Below are 16,711 nucleotides of genomic sequence, written 5' to 3'. Positions count from 1 at the left end.
GGATGCCTGTTCATGAGCACCCAGTCGACGCCCGGCATCGACGACGCCGGAACCATCGATCACCCGTCCCGTTCCGACGGGTTCGTCCGCGGCGTCTCCGGCGTCATCGGCGGCCCGCTGGGCGACCACGCGACCGCCCTCGACCGGCCGGCCGGGCGGGAGGGTCGCTTCTGGACGGCCGCCCGGATCGTGCTGGCGCTGGCGTGCCTCACCCTCGCGCTGCACTGGGTGCAGAAGTCACCCTGCCAGGACGGCGGGTGGCAGAACAACATCCAGTACACCCGGTTCTGCTACACCGACGTGCTCGCGCTCTATTACGCCGAGGGCCTCAACGAGGGCAAGGTGCCCTACCGGGACCACCCGGTGGAGTACCCGGTGCTCACCGGCTACTTCATGGGTGCGCTGGGTCTGCCGGTGCACGCCGTCGGGGCGGACGACCCGAGCGTCAACCAGGCTCAGTGGTTCTACAACCTCAACGCGCTGGTGCTGGGCGCGCTCGCCGTGGCGACGGTGGCGGTGCTGCTGTCGTTGCGCCGCCGACGACCCTGGGACGCGGCGATGTTCGCGCTGGCCCCGGCGCTGGTGCTCACCGCCACCGTCAACTGGGACCTGCTCGCCATCGGGCTGGCCGCGTTCGGCCTGCTGGCCTGGGCCCGACAACGACCGGCGGTGGCCGGGGTGCTGCTCGGACTGGCCGGCGCGGCGAAACTCTGGCCGCTGTTCCTGCTCGGGCCGATCCTCGTTCTGGCGCTGCGCGCCAACCGGGTCCGCGCCGCGCTCGTCGCGACCGGAACCGCCGTCGCGGCAGTGGTGCTGGTGAACCTGCCGGCCGCACGCGCGTACCCGGAGAACTGGGACCGGTTCTTCGAGCTGAACACCACCCGGCCGATCGACTGGGGAACGCTCTGGTACATCGGCCGCTACCTGGACGGCAAGGTCGGCAACGACCCCACGCAACTCGGCCCGTTCGAATGGCTGAACGCCAACATCCCCACCCTCAACAACCTCTCGTACGCCCTCTTCGCGGTGGCCTGCCTCGGGGTGGCGGTGCTGGCGCTGCGGGCGCCCCGCCGACCCCGGCTGGGCCAACTCGCCTTCCTGGTGGTGGCGGCGTTCCTCATCTTCAGCAAGGTCTGGTCGCAGCAGTTCGTGCTGTGGCTGCTCCCGCTGGTGGTGCTGGCCCGCCCGAAGTGGGGCGCCTTCCTGGCCTGGCAGATCGCCGAGGTCTGCTACTTCGTCGCCTTCTACGGTGAACTGCTCGGTGCGGCGACCAGCCGTCCGGTCTTCCCGGAGGGAGTGTTCGTGCTGGCCGCCACGTTGCGGCTGACCACAGTGGTGGTGCTCTGCGTGCTGGTCGTGAAGGAGATCCTGCACCCCGAGCGGGACGCGGTACGCGCCACCTACGCCGACGACCCGGACGGCGGCGTTCTCGACGGCGCCCCCGACGCCCCCTGGCTCGACCGCTGGCGCCGCCCCCTGAAGAGCGAGCCCTCTCTGGAACCGGTCAGCACCTGACCCGCAAGGTCGAACGTGGCCCGGACCACGTCAGGGTTTTGGGGGGAGCCCGCCCGGCGCAGGGATCAAGCCTGACCGCCCGGAGCCGGGTGGGCTCCCCCCAAAACCCGCCCTAAGCCTCAGAGCCGGTAAACGACCGCGTCCCCGACCTCCTGCCGGCTGATGCCCAGCGACTCGACCGGCGCGTCGATGGTGATCTCCCACGGTGTGCCGGGCACCTGACCGCGCAGCAACACCACGGTGCGGACGCCGAGCGTGCGCAGGTAGTCCACGCTGGTCTGGTCGGGGAACGACTGGCTCACCCGGCGGACGTCGTCGAGCTGGCGGGGGGTGAAACCGCTGCCGCCGTTGACCACGTCGGGGAACCCGCTGGTCGACCAGAGCATCACGTGCTGGTCCAGGCTCTGGTTGCTGGGCAGCACCAGCAGCGGCCCCTGGGCCGACCGCATCGCGGCCGGTTGCGTCGGCACCACCGGGTGCGGGGTGGTGTTCAGACCCTCGACGGTGACCAGCAGCAGCGGCAGCAGGGTCGCCGTCCGCAACCACGGACCCGGCCACGACGGGATCCGGTGCGCGGTCAACTCACGGACCCGGTCGGTCAGCGCCGTCACCGCGCCCGCCGCGAGCAGGCCGAGCAGCAACGTCGTCCAGAGCATCAACCGCCCGGGGGTACGCAGCGCGCTCCAACCCGGCACGTGCTCGAAGAGCGGCACGTAGGTGAACGTGCCGTCGAAGAAGCGGGTGCCCATCGCGAAGGCCATCGTGACCAGCACCCCGGCCAGCAGCAGCAGTCGGTGCCGCAGCCGCCAGACCGAGAAGAACAGCCCGCCCAGGGCGAGGGCGTAGAGCACGAAACCCGGCAGCAGGGTCATCTCCGGGTGCCACGGCAGCGCCGCTCGGGCACCCTCGTGCAGCCCGCCCCAGATCCGGGACTCGGCCGGCGCCGTCACGAACCCCGACGCCGGTGGCGAGAAGATGCTGACATCGCCGATGGTGCGCTCCGCGTACGGGTGCAGCTCGGTGACCTTGAAGAAGGGGTACGCCATCAGCAGCCCCACCCCGGCGAACAGCACCCCACCGAGCACGTCGGCGGCGAGCAGCCGACGACCGAACGGCACTGCCCGACCGGTGCGCAGCCGTCGTACGAGGAACAGGACGGCGGCGATTAGCACCACACCGGCCAGGAGGTACGCGAACGGCAGCCCGATGCCGAAGCCGAGGCTGAGCTGCCAGGCCGCCACCAGCCAACCGGCGTAGACCCAACCGTCGTGCCGGCGCTCCGGTCGGTAACCGTGCCGGAGGGACCAACCGTGCCCGCGCGCCAACATCGCCAGCGCCAGCGGGATACCCCCGTTGGAGAGCACGTGCAGGTGTCCGGCCTGGGCCAGCAACCACGGCGCGTAGGTGTAGCTGACGCCCGCCACGGCCGCGCCGATCCGGCCGGCCCCGAGCTGCCGCGCCAGCGCGTACGCCCCGAACGTGGCGAGCGCGTGCGCCAGCACGAACATGATGTTGTAGCGCAGCACCGCGTCCTCGGGACCGCTGCCGAGCATTCCGGCCGGGGCATACCCGAGCAGCGTGTCGGAGAAGGCGAAGCTCCACAGCTCGGGGAAGAACGTGTTCGACTGCCACAGCCGAGCCGGGTCGGCCAGCAGGATGTGCCCGGACCAGGCCATCTGCCACGCCTGAAGGCTCGGGTCCCAGTAGTCCTGGGGAAGCGTGTACCGCGGATAGCGCAGCGTGGGCCAGGTCATCAGCACGGCCAGCGCCAACGAGGCGAGGGCTGCGAGGGTCCACTCGTGGCTCAGGAACCGGCCGACGGCGCCGCCCACCCGGGCGAGGAGAGTCGGCTTCGGCTCCGGCGCGGACGCGAACGCCTCCCACGGGTCGCCGCCGTCCCCCTTCGTCTCGCTGCCGGCCTTGGCCTTATCGCCGGCCTTGGCCTTGTCGCCGGCCTTGGCCTCGCCATCGGCCTTGGTCTCGCCGCCGGCCTTGGCCTTGTCGCCGGCGTCGCCCGCCTTCTCCTCCTCGGCGGCCCGCCCGTCGGTGGTCGTCCTTCCGTCCGTGGCGGCCGTGCTGGCGCCGCTGCCGTCCTTGGTCTTGCTGTCGTCCTTGGTCGCGCTGTTGCTCTTGGTCGTGCTGTCGTCCTCGGTCGCGCTGCTGTCCTTGGTAGCGGCGTCGGTGGTCGCGGCAGCGTCCCCGGCGGTGTCCGTGGCGGTGGCGTCCTGTTTGCCGCCGTCCCCGCTGCCTCCGGCTGCCTCCCCGCCGCCCCCGGCCGCGTACCCACTGCCTCCGGCCGCGCGCCCACTGCCTCCGGCCGCGTCCTTTCCGCCTCCGGCCGTGTCTGTTACGGCGGTGGGGCTCGTCTGCTGACCGGCGACACCGGCGGACGGCGGCGCGCCGGGAGCGTCGGCCGCGGAGCCGCCGTTCGCGGTCGCTCCGGCATCGCCCGCTCGCGGGATGCCGACCTGCGGGGTCACCTCGGCGGTGCGGGCCGGCTGGGCGGGGGTGCCCGGGGCGGTGCCGCCTCGGCTCTCGGCATCTGCGTCGGTGGGGGCGGACCGGGCGTTGCCGGTCCCGGGCTGTCCGGTGGTCATGCCGCGGAACTCCCGTTGCCGAGCTGCTCACGGAGGAAGTCGATGTCGGCGCTCTGACCGGTCGCGCCCCCCGGTGTCTCGACCACGACCGGCGCGCCGGCGGCCCGGATCACCGCTACCAGCAACTCGGGCTCGATCGTGCCGCCGTCGAGGTTGTCGTGCCGGTCCTGGCCGGAGTTGAAACCACCCTTGGAGTTGTTGGCGTGCACCAGGTCGATCCGTCCGGTGATCGCCTTGACCCGGTCGACGAGGCCGAGCAGTTCCTCACCGCCCGCGTAGGCGTGGCAGGTGTCCAGACAGAAGCCGACCTCGTAGTCGCCGACGGCGTCCCAGAGTCGGGCGAGGGCGTCCAGGCGTCGGGCGCACGCGTTGTCGCCGCCGGCGGTGTTCTCGATCAGGACCGGCACGCCGAAGCCGCCGGAGTCGGCCGCGTACGCGAAGGTCTTGCGCCAGTTGTCGAACCCGACGGCGATGTCGTCGCCGGCGTTGACGTGGCCGCCGTGCACGATGAGGCCCTTGGCGCCGATGCCGGCGGCCGCGGTGGCGTGCCCGAGGAGCAGCTTCCGGCTGGGGATACGGATCCGGTTGTTCAGGGTGGCGACGTTGATGACGTAGGGGGCGTGCACGTAGAGGTCGACCTCGGCCGCGCGTAGCAGCTCGGCATCCTCCCGAGGCTTGGGCGCCTTCCAGCCCTGGGGGTCGGAGAGGAAGAACTGCACGGTGTCGGCGGACCGGGCGGTCGCCTCCGCCAGCGGGTCGGTCGAATCGACGTGGGCTCCGATACGCATGCGAGCGAGCCTACGTCGCGGCCCCGACCACCGTGGCGACGGTTGGGACGGTGTCGCGTCACCGTGGGAACCGACGATCGTTGATGGGATCGAGCCGGCGATCGACCTCCGGTCGGCGCGAGTGGCGCGGGCGTCCGCGGCGGGTGGCCGGTGGTCGACGGTCGACAGCAAGGTCACCCCTGCCGCGCGGCCCGGCGCGGCGGGGGCCGCCCTCGCCGCACCTGGATGGCGGCCCTCGGAAAATCTCGGAAATTTGTGCTTTTTCCCCCGACAAGGTACGAGTGCCGTTGTATCGTCAGATAACAACACGATAAAGCTCCGCGGGGCGTCTTCGGTCCAACCTCATCGGTGTGGTCGTTCCTCCCCAGGTCCCACCCAAGGAATGCGGACCGGACGCCCCGCGGCCTCGTAGACGGGGGTTCACCACCAGCCGACAGGCGGCCGGGCGGTGGACCCCCGTCGCCGCGTCCCGGCTCCGCCGCCACCACCCGGGGCATGATCGTTCGGACCGGCTATCCTGGTCAGGTTGTCCGCGTCCGACCGGGATCCCCCGGCACGTGCGGGCAACGACGCACGACCTCCTGCCACGGAAGGACCGTGGCCGCTTAGCCCACAGGAGGTGAGCACGTCTTGCGTCATTACGAGATCATGGTGATCCTCGACCCCAGCCTCGAGGAACGCACCGTCGCCCCGTCGCTCGACACGTACCTGAACGTGATCCGGACCGCGGGTGGCTCGGTTGAGAAGACCGACGTGTGGGGCCGCCGGCGCCTCGCGTACGAGATCAACAAAAAGGCCGAGGGCATCTACGCCGTCGTCGACCTGCAGGCCACGCCTGCTGCCGTGGCCGAGCTGGACCGTCAGCTCCGGCTCAACGAGTCCGTGCTGCGCACCAAGGTCATCCGGCCGGAGATGCGCTAAGCATTCAACCCGGTTCGCCCGGATCAGCCTCCGCGGCTCTGTCGTACGGCTCTGCGAGCCTGTAGGACGAGACGCTGAGTGCGCGAGGAGATGGTCATGGCAGGAGACACCACCATCACGGTCATCGGCAATCTGACCGATGACCCCGAGTTGCGGTTCACCCCCTCCGGGGCTGCGGTCGCCAAGTTCCGAGTCGCTTCGACGCCCCGTTACATGGACAAGGCGTCGAACGAGTGGAAGGACGGCGAGCCGCTGTTCCTCGCATGCACCGTCTGGCGGCAGGCCGCCGAGCACGTCGCCGAGTCGCTCCAGCGTGGCGCTCGGGTGATCGTCTCGGGCCGGCTGCGTCAGCGGTCCTACGAGACCCGCGAGGGCGAGAAGCGCACTGTCATCGAGCTTGAGGTCGACGAGATCGGCCCTTCGCTGCGCTACGCCACGGCGAAGGTGCAGAAGATGTCCCGCTCCGGTGGCGGTGGCGGCGGCTTCGGTGGCGGTGGCGGTGGCAACCAGGGCGGCGGAGGCAACTTCGACGACCCCTGGGCTTCGGCCGCTCCCTCTCCCGCGCGTGCTGGATCGGGCGGCAACTTCGACGAGGAGCCTCCGTTCTAATGGCGCCGAGCGCCCGCGATCGCAAACCAGGAGCACGTGCAATGGCCAAGGCTGCGGCACTTCGCAAGCCGAAGAAGAAGGTGAACCCGCTCGACAAGGACGGGATCACCTACATCGATTACAAGGACACCGCGCTGCTGCGCAAGTTCATCTCCGACCGCGGCAAGATCCGCGCTCGGCGGGTGACCGGCGTGACCTCGCAGCAGCAGCGGCAGATCGCCCGTGCGGTCAAGAACGCCCGTGAGATGGCGCTCCTGCCGTACACGGCCACCACCCGCTGAGAGGAGGCACCGATATGAAGATCATCCTGACTCAGGAAGTGTCCGGCCTCGGTGCCCCGGGCGACATCGTCGAGGTCAAGAACGGCTACGGCCGTAACTACCTGCTGCCGCAGGGCTTCGCGATCGCCTGGACCAAGGGCGCGGAAAAGCAGGTCACGGTCATCAAGCGGGCTCGTTCGGCCCGTGAGATCCGCGACCTCGACCACGCCAACGAGGTCAAGGCTCAGCTCGAGGGTCTGAAGGTCAACCTGAAGGTCCGTGCCGGCGACGGTGGGCGGCTCTTCGGCTCGGTCACTCCGGCCGAGATCGTCGACGCCGTCAAGGCGGCCAGCGGCCCGGTCCTCGACCGGCGTCGGCTGGAGGTGCCCGGTCACATCAAGTCGACCGGCACCTACCCGGTGAAGATCAAGCTGCACCCCGAGGTGACCGCGTCGTTCAACCTGAACGTCGTTCAGGGCTGACGTCCGCAACGCCACACGAGGGCCCGCACCGAGCGATCGGTGCGGGCCCTCGCGCGTACCCCATCGCCGTTGTTGTTGGCCGGGCCGTGGCCCTGCCGCCGGCACCCGGCGGACGCGGCCTGCCGGCCCGGACTCGGCTTCGCCGGCCGGTCAGCCGATCGGCTGACCCGTCACCGCGCTGATCAACACCGTGGACAGACCGCCACCGACCACCGCGGCGGCCACCGCGATGGTCGCCGACCGCCACGTCGTGCCCACCCGGCGCAGCAGCGCCGCCACCACCAGGCTGCTCACCAGCGCCAACCCGAAGCGCGGCGAACCGGCGAGCAACGACTCCAACGCCCGCGAGCGCGCCGAGTCGCAACCGCCTCCACTGATGTCGGTCACGCAACCGGCCGGCGCCTGAGCGTCCAACGTCAACAACCAGACGAAGATCAGCATCGCCGGCACCAGATAACAGGCAGCCGTGTACAGCAGCGGTCGGACCGACCCACCGGGATCCGGGTCGAGCAGGTCATCCTCCAGCCGCCGCGCCCAGGCGCCACTGGCCGCCGACTCGACCCGCCGGCGCACCGACGCCGTCCCCACCACCGGCCGGTCCGCCCGACGCCGCGGCGCACCAGTCCGCGGCGCAGCCCCGCGGGGCGCAGCGGTACGCGGCGCGGCCGTGCTGCGCGGCCGAGGCGCCGTGTAGCCGACAACCGGCGAACGCGGCGCCGACGTCGTCGGGTCCATCCACCGAGGATCGTCATCGGCCAATCGGGTGCCCGACCAGAACCCGTCGTCCCGGCTCGGCCACCCCTCCGCCGCCACCGACCGGTCAGAGCGCGGCGGCAGCGTCCGGTCCCACTGGTCGTCCTCGATCGCGGACCGTTCCCACTGGCCGGTGTGCTCCGAGCGCTCCCAGCCACCGACGCTCTCCGCCGCCGGCCACTGGCCACTCAGGTCACCGGTGTCCGCCCCGGCCGACGGCAGCCACTCGTGCACGCCCGACGCGTCCCACGGATCCACCGCCGGCGGATACGACGGCTCGGGCTCAACCGCCCGATCCGACGTACGGGCCCACGGGTCGGCCACCGGACGGGACCCCCACGACTCCTCCGTCACCCGACGCCTACGCCGGCTCGGAGGACTCGCCTGCTGGCCCGGCGTCTGCTCACCCGGGGTAGCCGACTCCAGATCGCCGCCCGACCAGATCACCTGTGGACGGCCAGCGGGCGCACGCCGGGGACGCCGGTCCCGCACCGCGCCGGAAACCGGCTCGTCCTCCTCCGCGTCGGCGCGGCGGCGCCCCGCGTACCCCTGCTCCTGCGGACGGTCGAGCGTCCACTCCCGGGTGTGGTCCGACGCCGGGCCGGCGCCGATCGCCATCTGCTCCCGACGACCCGCCCGGCCACCCCGCTGCCAGGCGTCCGACTCGGCCGCGCGCCGACCGGCGCCCGACGTCGGCCGGTCGAACCCGTCGTCGTCCTCGTCCGGCGCGGCATGACGACCCCCGCCGTCGGCGCGCTGGACGCCCGACTCCAGCGCCCACCGGGGCAGGTAGGCGTCGACCGGCTCGTCTTGGCCGCGTTCCAGGGCACGCCGCCGACTGGAGGTGCGGTAGCGCCCGTCCTCCTCATAGGGATCGACCGGAACGGACGCCGCGCGCTCACTCCACGAGGCGGTTGGCTGGCGCTCGCGCGGGCTGCCATCCCCGCGTCCCCAGTCCCGGTAACTCACGGCCGGAGTGTGACCCTTCTGAACCGAAAGCGGAATCCGCTGTCCAGGTGTAGCCGTTCGCTGGAGATAGTACGGGACGATCGTGTCACAGACCCGACCGAAATATTCTCCTCCACAGGGTGGGGAGGCTGTTTAAGCAGGCCAAGGGCTTGCGGCCGAGAATTCCCCAATGGTTTTCCACAGGCTGTGCACACTCTGCGCACATGCTGCCCACCGGCATCCACAGGTTGTCCCGAGGCTCGTCCACCGGCCTTGTTGAAGCTCTGACCTCGGGGTCCGTATGGTTGGCGCTCGACCGCCGGCGATGGCCCCCGATCGACCGGCCCGGTCGGACGGAAGTGTCGTACCGCAGAGGTAGAGCTGGGACTACATCCGGCGCAGTGGAGGGGGGACCCGTGTCGGTCACCGACGACATGCGGGCAGAGCCACGCTCCGGCGCAGGCCAGCCGCCCGCGCAGCGGGACGGCCAGTTCGACAAGACCCCGCCGCAGGACGTCGCCGCCGAGCAGTGCGTGCTCGGCGGCATGCTGCTCTCCAAGGACGCCATCGCCGACGTCGTCGAGATCCTCAAGACCAACGACTTCTACCGGCCGGTGCACGCCACCATCTTCGACACCATCCTCGACATCTACGGCCGGGGCGAGCCCGCCGACTCGATCACCGTCGCGGCGGCGCTCGCCGACTCCGGAGACCTGGTGCGCATCGGTGGCGCGCCCTACCTGCACACCCTGATCGCCAGCGTGCCCACAGCGGCGAACGCGGCGTACTACGCCCGGATCGTGAGCGAGCGGGCGGTGCTGCGCCGCCTGGTCGAGGCCGGCACCAAGATCGTGCAGCTCGGCTACGGCACCGCCAGCGGCGGAAGCCGCGACGTCGACGACATCGTTGACCTCGCCCAGCAGGCCGTCTACGACGTCACCGAACGCCGCGTCAGCGAGGACTTCGCGGTCCTGGCCGACATGTTGCAGCCGACCCTCGACGAGATCGAGGCGGTGGGCGCGCAGGGCGGTGTGATGACCGGTGTGCCGACCGGCTTCAGCGACCTGGACCGGCTGCTCAACGGCCTGCACGCCGGGCAGCTGGTAATCGTTGCGGGGAGGCCTGGTCTCGGAAAATCGACGGCTAGCATGGATTTCGCCCGAAATGCTGCGATTCGTGCCAACCAGGCTGCCGCCATCTTCTCGCTGGAAATGAGCAAGGTCGAGATTGTCATGCGGTTGCTCTCCGCCGAGGCGCGGGTGCCGCTGCACGTGCTGCGCAGTGGGCAGCTCTCCGACGACGACTGGACCAAGCTGGCGCGGTGCATGGGTGAGATCAGCGAGGCGCCACTGTTCGTCGACGACACGCCGAGCATGAACCTGATGGAGATCCGGGCCAAGGCGCGGCGGCTCAAGCAGCGGCACGACCTCAAGATGATCGTTGTCGACTATCTCCAGCTGATGACCTCGCCGAAGCGCACCGAAAGTCGCCAGCAGGAGGTCGCGGACCTCTCCCGTGGCCTGAAGCTGCTGGCCAAGGAGGTCGAGTGCCCGGTCATCGCGGTCAGTCAGCTGAATCGTGGGCCCGAGCAACGAACCGACAAGCGACCCCAGTTGTCCGATTTGCGGGAATCTGGATCAATTGAGCAAGATGCAGACGTTGTTATACTTTTGCACCGAGATGACTACTACGACAAGGAGTCGCCGCGGGCCGGGGAAGCGGATTTCATTGTTGCCAAGCATCGGAATGGGCCGACCGACACGGTGACTGTTGCGGCGCAATTGCATCTCTCGCGATTCGTGGACATGGCGATAGGGTGACGACCCGACCCCTCTGCCGGGCCGCTCCGCTCCGACGCAGCGACACTGATCGCTGCCCGATGGGCGGCGGCTTGTCCATCGAGCGGGATGACTCACGGGTATAGATATTCCTCAGGGGAATACCGCCTGCGGAGGTGTCCGCGCCCCGGAGATGTCCGTTCCCCTCCGTCGCCGGCTCAACCGAGCAGCGGGAACCAGCCCGCCGACTCACCCAACTCCAGTCGGTCCCGATCGGTCAACGGAACGCGCCCCGTCGCCTTCAGCAGGTAGTCGTTGTCGTCCCAGGCGGTGGGGCGGACGGTGTCGTCGCTGAGCAGACCATCCATGGTGGCCACCGCCACGCGTACGGCGAGAGAGCCGGGCGCCGGCGCGTCGGGCAACTCGGGAATGAGGTCCAGGTGGTGCACGACGGCCTCGGTGGTCAGCGTGGCGAGGAAGTCAGGGACCCGCAGGACGTGTCCCTGGGTGCTCACGTACCCCTCGGGGTCGGCTGAGGCGGCGGCCCGGACAGCCGCCGGGGCGGTCTCCCGCCAGAGCCGGACGATCCCGGTCGGACTGTCGAACGCGGCGGCCGACCGGCGGACCCACCAGGCGTGCCGGGTGGCCGCGTCGTCGTTGCCCGGGAAGTCACGCCAGTAGCTGACGTCGTCCACGTCCGCGGGGCCGTCGGCGGGGCTGGCCAGGGCGACGAGTGCCCGCTGGGCATCGCCGAGCACGTGCAGGAGCAGGTCGGCGACGAGCCAGCCTCGGCAGCGGGTGGCGCGTTGCAGGCCGGCGTCGTCGAGGCCGCTGACCACCGCGGTGATCCCGTCGTACGCCTGGGCCAGCGCCTCGTCCGGTCGGATCGTGGTCATGCGATGCAGCCTCGCACGAACCGATGCCGCCCGCCCGGGTTGGACGGTGGGTGATGTGCCCGGGCCGAGGTCGGGGGTCGACCCGGGCGCTGCGTCGGCCTGGGCTCAGCCGAACATCTCGTCGAGGAATCCCTTGCGCTTCTTGTGCCGGTAGTGGCCGTGGTAGCCGTGGTGCTGCTGCTGGTGGCCGTAGGCCGGCTGCGGCGGGTAGCCGTGTGCTGGCGGGGGCGGCGGCGGGACGCTGCCGTAACCGGGCTGGTGCGGCGGCGGGGGCGGCGGGGGGTAACCGGCTGGCTGGTGGCTGGGCTGCCCCGGGGCGCCTCCGGTCTGTTGGCGGCTCCAGTTGGCCTCCGCCTCGAACAGCTTCTCCAACTCACCCCGGTCCAGGAAGATGCCTCGGCACTCCCCGCACTGGTCGATGACGACGCCACTGCGCTCGTACTGGCGCATTTCTCCACGACACTTGGGACAGGTAAGGCTCATCTCCCGACGGTACCTGGTGCACCTAGGCGGTTGCTGTGAGCGCCTCGGTGACTTCTTCGTCGGACACCTCGTGAAAGTCGTCGTAGTAGACGCTGACCGCCCCGAAGTCGGTGGGTCGTTGGGCGCAGATGACCTGGTCGGCCTCGGCGCTGAGCAGTTCGTACGCCTCCTGGGCGCCGACCGGGACGGCGACGACGACCCGGTGCGCGCCGAGGCGCCGGACGACTTCGACGGCGGCGCGGGCGGTGGCGCCGGTGGCGAGGCCGTCGTCGACGATCACGGCCGTTCGTCCGGTGAGGTCCACCTGTGCGCGGCCGCCCCGGTAGAGCCGTTCCCGGCGTTCCAGTTCGGCTTGCTCGCGTCGGCGGACCTCGGCGATGTCGTCGCTGCTGAGTCGGCTGGCCACCGCCTCGTTGAGCACCGTGACCCCGCCCGGCCCGAGCGCGCCGAAGGCGACCTCGCGGGCCCAGGGCATGCCGAGTTTGCGGACGACCAGGACGTCGAGTGGCGCGCCGAGCCGTTCGGCGACGACCCGGGCGACCGGGACTCCGCCGCGGACCAGGCCGAGAACGACGACGTCCGGTTCGCCGATGAGCGCGGTGAGTCGTTCGGAGAGCACCCGGCCGGCGTCGGCCCGGTCGCGGTAGGTCGTCATGCCTTCAGGTGTACGCCCTGACGGGCTGTTCCGCCCGCCGGTTAGGCCGAAGTGGTCCGACCGGAGCGCTCGTCGGACGTGCGGGCGGTCTGCCGGTGCAGGGCGGGTGCCCAGGTGAGCAGGGCCAGCGGGTACAGCAGGTAGCCGAAGCGGGTGGACGGCATCAGGGCGATGGCGACGAGTAGCCCGTACCCGCAGACGACCGTGGTGGCGACGGCGGTTCGGGGCGGGCGGCGGGCGAGTCGGACGGCGATGGCCAGGCCGGCGGCGACCAGCAGCCCGGCGGCGATCAGGCGGCCGGCGGGCAGCGTGCTGGCGATCAGGTGGCCGGGGAACGGGGACTGGGCGGGGCTGGTGACGAGGCCGTGGCCGAGTGGGAAGCGCAGCACGTTCTCGATCAGCGCGTCGCGGTCCACGAGCAGGGCCGGCACCAGCGCGGCGACGGGCAGGCCGATCGCGCCGGCGGCGACCCGGGCGCCGGCGCGCCGGGTCAGGCCCCAGACGATCAGGACGAGCGCTACCGGCCAGGCGAAGAGCTTCAGGGCGCCGGCGAGCCCGACGGCCAGGCCGGCGCGGCCGGGCCGGTCGGCGGCGGCGAGAGTGAGGGCGAGCAGGCAGAGCGCGAGTACGGGGAGGTCGTCGCCGCCGGTGGCGAGGGTGAGGGCGCAGATGGGCAGGACGGTGGCGGCCTGCACCCCGCGCAGCAGCGCGGCGTCACGTCGGCGGGTGGCGTCGGTGGGGGTGGCTGGTGTGCCGCGGAGGGCGGCGACGGCCAGGGCGAGCGCGAGCGCGGTGCCCACCGCGAACCAGACCCGGGAGTCGGTCCACCAGGTGTCGACGAGCGCTCTGGGTAGACCGAACATCGCCATGCCCGGCTGGTACGGGGTGTAGCCGAGCAGCTGTTCGCCGGGTGGTAGGGCGGCGATGGCGTCGGGTCCGAGGTACGGGGTGCCGTGCTCCAGGAGGCGGATGCCGGCCTGCTCGACGACGAGGACTTCCTCCTGGGCGCGGTCGGTGCGCCCGGCGGACCGGTCGATGCTCTGCCAGGCCAGCGGCAGCAGTGCGGTCAGGGCCCAGGTGAGGCCGGTGACCGTCCAGCGGGCTGGTAGGCCGGTCAGTCGGGAGGTTGGATCGTGCCGGCGGAGCGCCAGTTGGGCGAGTACCGCGAGCGTCGCGAGCAGGTAGCCGGCGGCGGCGACGGTGCCCCAGGCCCGGTGTGGCAGCAGGGTCGAGGTGACCGCGGTGACCGCGGCGAAGACGGCCGACACCGCGTAGAGGCCGAGGTCGAGGGCGAGGCCGCCGGCGGCGGTGTCGAGCGTCCGCCAGTGCCGGCGTCGGCGGCGGGCGGTCCGGTCGTCGACGATCACGGGCGACAGTCTGGCAGACCAGGCTGGTCGCGCGACGGGACGCCGGTGGTCGCGGTGTCAGGCGGGCAGGTGCGGGAGGCGGTCGGGGTTGTGCCGGCCGCTCTGGCGGCGGTTCTGGGTCAGCCGGATGACCGCTCCGGCGTCGTGCAGCGGCGCGGCGAGGGTGCCCGGTCGACCACCGGAGCCGCGTTGCATCGCGGCGAGCAGGGTGCCGGCGGGCATCGGTCGGGCGAAGAGGTGGCCCTGGCCGGCGACACAGCCCAACTGCCAGAGGGCGCGTCGCTGCGGTTCGCTCTCGACACCCTCGGCGACCACGTCGAGGTCGAGGCTGCGCCCCAGGTCGAGGGTGGAACGGATGACCGCGGCGGCCTCCGTCGAGCTCTCCATCGTCGTCACGAAGCTGCGGTCGATCTTCAACTCGTGAACGGGGATCCGGGAGAGCAGGGACAGCGAGGAGTAGCCGGTGCCGAAGTCGTCGAGGGCCAGCCGTACGCCCTCGTCGCGGAGCCGGCTGAGGACCCGGTCGACCACGTCGAGTTGGCTGAGTGTCAGCGTCTCGGTCAGCTCCAGGACGAGCCGGTCCGGTGGCAGGTCGTGGGCGCGGAGCCGGGCCAGCACCGAGCCGGGGAACCGCGCGTCGAGCAGGCTGCGGGGGGACACGTTCACCGCGACGGGTACGTCGAAGCCGGCGTCGCGCCAGTCGGCGGCGGCGATGAGCGCCTGGTCGAGGATCGCCTCGGCGAAGGCGGGTAGCAGGCCGGAGCGTTCCACGGCCTCCAGGAAGCGCAGCGGGTCGATCATGCCGTGGGTGGGGTGGTGCCAGCGGGCCAGGGCCTCGGCGCTGGTGACCACCCCGGTGCCCAGGTCGACGATCGGTTGGAAGTTGACGACGAACTCGTGGTCGGCGACCGCGCGTGGCAGTTCGCCGCCGAGGGTGAGCCGGCCCAGGTCGGCGGTGTCCCGGGTCGGAGCGTAGGTGGAGGTTCGCTGCCCGGCCCGTTTCGCCTGGTACATGGCGACGTCGGCACGGCGCAGCAGCTCGGCCATGCCGCCGCTGGGCGGGGCGACGGCGATGCCGCCGCTGGCCTCCACGCTGATCCGCATGCCGTCCAGCTCGAAGGGCTCGTGCAGGGCGGCGAGCAGGCTCTCGGCCCGGTGCGCGGCCACCGCCGGGGCCGGCAGCCCGCGCAGGAGTACGGCGAACTCGTCGCCACCGAGGCGGGCCACCAGGTCGCTCGGTTGGGCGGCGTCGCGCAGCCGGTTGGCGACCTGCACCAGCACCTGGTCGCCGGCGGCGTGCCCGAGGGTGTCGTTGACCTCCTTGAAGTGGTTGAGGTCGATCAGCACCAGGGCGGTCACCCCGTCGGCGTGGCGGGTGCTCAGCTGTTCGGTGCCCTCGTCGAGCAGGTGTCGGCGGTTGGCCAGGTCGGTGAGCGCGTCGTGTGTGGCGGCGTACGCGTGGTCGTCGGCGACCCGGGCCAGCTCGGCGTACGCCTGGGCGTTGCGTACGGCGGTGCAGAGCGCGGAGGCGAAGGTGCGCAGGGTGTACTGCTCCCGCTCGGAGAGCCGCACCGGGCCGCGGAAGCGCAACCGGAGCAGCCCGACGTCGACGGTGCGGTCGTGGCCCTCCAGCGGCGTGGGGACGACGGTGCCGTTCACGTCGGTGGGTGTGCCGGTCGGGCCGTCGAAGGTGATGCCGCCGGTGCCGCCGCGTACGGTGCGGCCGCCGTCGCGCAGCTCGATCTCGACCTCGTCGGCGGAGAACAGCTCGGCGGCCTGGGTGACGGCGGTGGTGAGGACGTTGTCCAGGTCGACCACGTTGAGGGCGTCGGTGGTGCGGGCCAGTCGCTGCCACGCCTGCTGCTCGGTACGGCCGCGGATGCGGGCGGAGTAGGCGAGGTGCAGGCTGAGCACGAGGGGCGGGACGGCGAGCAGCAGACGCGGGTCCGCGCGGAGGGTGAGCAGGGTCAGCGCGGCCACCACGAACCGGACCGCGTACCCGGCCAGGCGAAGGTCCAGGTTGCTGCGGAACTGGGACAGGATTCGGGTGCCGGAGGCCAGGGCGATCACGGGGATGGCGAGCACCTCGTCGAGGGCGGCGGCGAGGAGGTAGGCGACCGCCAGGATTCCCACCAGTTGCGGGGCCCGCATGGCGGGCCAGGTCCAGTCGAGGAGTGCGAAGGTGATGCCGGCGCCCGCCGCGACAAGGATGTTCTTGCCGACGCCGAAGGCGATCTTGATCGGTGGTAGGCGGGCCGACGCGATGGTGATCCCGATGCACGTGCAGAGCAGAACCCAGGGGATCGGGACGATGGCTGCCGCGATGACGATCGCCGCCTCGCTCCAACTGATCAGGTGCACTGTGGAGCGGACCCGGACGCGTGCCTTGACGAACGCCCCGAGGGCGATCATGGCGGTCAGCGTCACCAGCGTGGCCCCGTCGGGTGTCGGGGCCTTCGCCGCTGGGAAGATCCGGTTGAGGGAGGCGAGTGCGATGACCGTGGCGGCAACGACGAGGAGACCGACGATCAGCCGTAGCCGTCGGTCTCCCTCACCGTCGCGTCGTTGTGCAGAGGCCACGCAGCTCCTGGATAGCTCCTGTCCTGCTGGAACCATACCGCCGCGTGACGGGGAAGTCCTGCGTGGTTCTCAGCCCCAC

The 16,711-nt window shown here is 71.4% G+C and carries 14 protein-coding genes; 6 read left to right on the top strand and 8 right to left on the bottom strand.

The window, feature by feature from the left end; genetic code table 11:
* Positions 1-12: 12 nt before the first annotated feature.
* On the top strand, positions 13-1,515 hold the full coding sequence (locus O7634_RS09025) for a glycosyltransferase 87 family protein (protein WP_278149680.1): 1,503 nt from the start codon (positions 13-15) through the stop codon (positions 1,513-1,515).
* 119 nt (positions 1,516-1,634) lie between these two features.
* Here the strand turns inward: O7634_RS09025 and O7634_RS09020 are convergent, their stop codons facing one another.
* Together O7634_RS09020 and O7634_RS09015 are read right to left on the bottom strand one after the other, a co-directional pair.
* Complete coding sequence (locus tag O7634_RS09020) at positions 1,635-4,112, bottom strand: hypothetical protein (RefSeq protein WP_278149679.1); 2,478 nt, start codon at positions 4,110-4,112, stop codon at positions 1,635-1,637.
* Complete coding sequence (locus O7634_RS09015) at positions 4,109-4,900, bottom strand: deoxyribonuclease IV (protein ID WP_278149678.1); 792 nt, start codon at positions 4,898-4,900, stop codon at positions 4,109-4,111. The genes O7634_RS09020 and O7634_RS09015 overlap by 4 nt, the downstream gene beginning before the upstream one ends.
* 630 nt (positions 4,901-5,530) lie before the next feature.
* Between O7634_RS09015 and rpsF the strand changes: the two genes are divergently transcribed.
* The 4 genes from rpsF to rplI all read left to right on the top strand — a co-directional run bounded on the left by rpsF (position 5,531) and on the right by rplI (position 7,172).
* Positions 5,531-5,821: a 30S ribosomal protein S6 gene (gene rpsF / locus O7634_RS09010; RefSeq protein WP_007073791.1), complete on the top strand. Its 291-nt coding sequence runs from the start codon at positions 5,531-5,533 to the stop codon at positions 5,819-5,821.
* A 78-nt stretch (positions 5,822-5,899) separates the two neighbouring features.
* Entirely contained in the window at positions 5,900-6,430 is a 531-nt protein-coding gene (locus tag O7634_RS09005; protein ID WP_278149677.1) for a single-stranded DNA-binding protein, read from the top strand.
* Between the two features lie 41 nt (positions 6,431-6,471).
* On the top strand, positions 6,472-6,711 hold the full coding sequence (gene rpsR, locus O7634_RS09000) for a 30S ribosomal protein S18 (RefSeq protein WP_013289355.1): 240 nt from the start codon (positions 6,472-6,474) through the stop codon (positions 6,709-6,711).
* Between the two features lie 14 nt (positions 6,712-6,725).
* On the top strand, positions 6,726-7,172 hold the full coding sequence (gene rplI, locus O7634_RS08995) for a 50S ribosomal protein L9 (protein ID WP_030331806.1): 447 nt from the start codon (positions 6,726-6,728) through the stop codon (positions 7,170-7,172).
* A gap of 150 nt (positions 7,173-7,322) precedes the next feature.
* Here rplI and O7634_RS08990 read toward each other — a convergent pair whose 3' ends face one another.
* On the bottom strand, positions 7,323-8,894 hold the full coding sequence (locus tag O7634_RS08990; RefSeq protein WP_278149676.1) for a hypothetical protein: 1,572 nt from the start codon (positions 8,892-8,894) through the stop codon (positions 7,323-7,325).
* 395 nt (positions 8,895-9,289) lie between these two features.
* Between O7634_RS08990 and dnaB the strand changes: the two genes are divergently transcribed.
* Positions 9,290-10,693, top strand: coding sequence for a replicative DNA helicase (dnaB, locus tag O7634_RS08985; protein ID WP_278149675.1), 1,404 nt, complete (start codon positions 9,290-9,292; stop codon positions 10,691-10,693).
* Between the two features lie 176 nt (positions 10,694-10,869).
* Here dnaB and O7634_RS08980 read toward each other — a convergent pair whose 3' ends face one another.
* The 5 genes from O7634_RS08980 to O7634_RS08960 form a co-directional block, all read right to left on the bottom strand.
* Positions 10,870-11,547 (bottom strand): maleylpyruvate isomerase N-terminal domain-containing protein, encoded by a 678-nt coding sequence (locus O7634_RS08980; protein WP_278149674.1) that lies wholly within the window; start codon positions 11,545-11,547, stop codon positions 10,870-10,872.
* A gap of 105 nt (positions 11,548-11,652) precedes the next feature.
* The gene (locus tag O7634_RS08975) at positions 11,653-12,030 is read right to left on the bottom strand and encodes a zf-TFIIB domain-containing protein (protein WP_278149673.1); all 378 of its coding nucleotides are present in this window, start codon (positions 12,028-12,030) and stop codon (positions 11,653-11,655) included.
* A 22-nt stretch (positions 12,031-12,052) separates the two neighbouring features.
* Positions 12,053-12,685 carry a phosphoribosyltransferase gene (locus O7634_RS08970; protein ID WP_278149672.1) on the bottom strand — a complete coding sequence of 211 codons (633 nt, stop codon included), beginning with the start codon at positions 12,683-12,685 and terminating at the stop codon, positions 12,053-12,055.
* Between the two features lie 41 nt (positions 12,686-12,726).
* Positions 12,727-14,052 (bottom strand): glycosyltransferase family 87 protein, encoded by a 1,326-nt coding sequence (locus O7634_RS08965; protein WP_278149671.1) that lies wholly within the window; start codon positions 14,050-14,052, stop codon positions 12,727-12,729.
* Positions 14,053-14,109: 57 nt separating this feature from the next.
* Positions 14,110-16,632, bottom strand: coding sequence for a bifunctional diguanylate cyclase/phosphodiesterase (locus tag O7634_RS08960; protein ID WP_278149670.1), 2,523 nt, complete (start codon positions 16,630-16,632; stop codon positions 14,110-14,112).
* Positions 16,633-16,711 lie beyond the last annotated feature (79 nt).

Origin of the sequence: Micromonospora sp. WMMD1120, from assembly GCF_029626235.1 — a bacterium.
Taxonomy (GTDB): domain Bacteria; phylum Actinomycetota; class Actinomycetes; order Mycobacteriales; family Micromonosporaceae; genus Micromonospora.
Note: the sequence above shows the minus strand (reverse complement) of the source record. Positions and strands in the feature narration are given on the sequence as shown.

Coding starts and splice junctions, on each gene's coding strand:
- O7634_RS09015 (WP_278149678.1), bottom strand. CDS start 4,900: ATGCGTATCGGAGCCCACGTCGATTCGACCGACCCGCTGGCGGAGGCG.
- O7634_RS09020 (WP_278149679.1), bottom strand. CDS start 4,112: ATGACCACCGGACAGCCCGGGACCGGCAACGCCCGGTCCGCCCCCACC.
- O7634_RS08970 (WP_278149672.1), bottom strand. CDS start 12,685: ATGACGACCTACCGCGACCGGGCCGACGCCGGCCGGGTGCTCTCCGAA.
- O7634_RS08980 (WP_278149674.1), bottom strand. CDS start 11,547: ATGACCACGATCCGACCGGACGAGGCGCTGGCCCAGGCGTACGACGGG.
- O7634_RS09025 (WP_278149680.1), top strand. CDS start 13: ATGAGCACCCAGTCGACGCCCGGCATCGACGACGCCGGAACCATCGAT.
- O7634_RS08975 (WP_278149673.1), bottom strand. CDS start 12,030: ATGAGCCTTACCTGTCCCAAGTGTCGTGGAGAAATGCGCCAGTACGAG.
- rpsR (WP_013289355.1), top strand. CDS start 6,472: ATGGCCAAGGCTGCGGCACTTCGCAAGCCGAAGAAGAAGGTGAACCCG.
- rplI (WP_030331806.1), top strand. CDS start 6,726: ATGAAGATCATCCTGACTCAGGAAGTGTCCGGCCTCGGTGCCCCGGGC.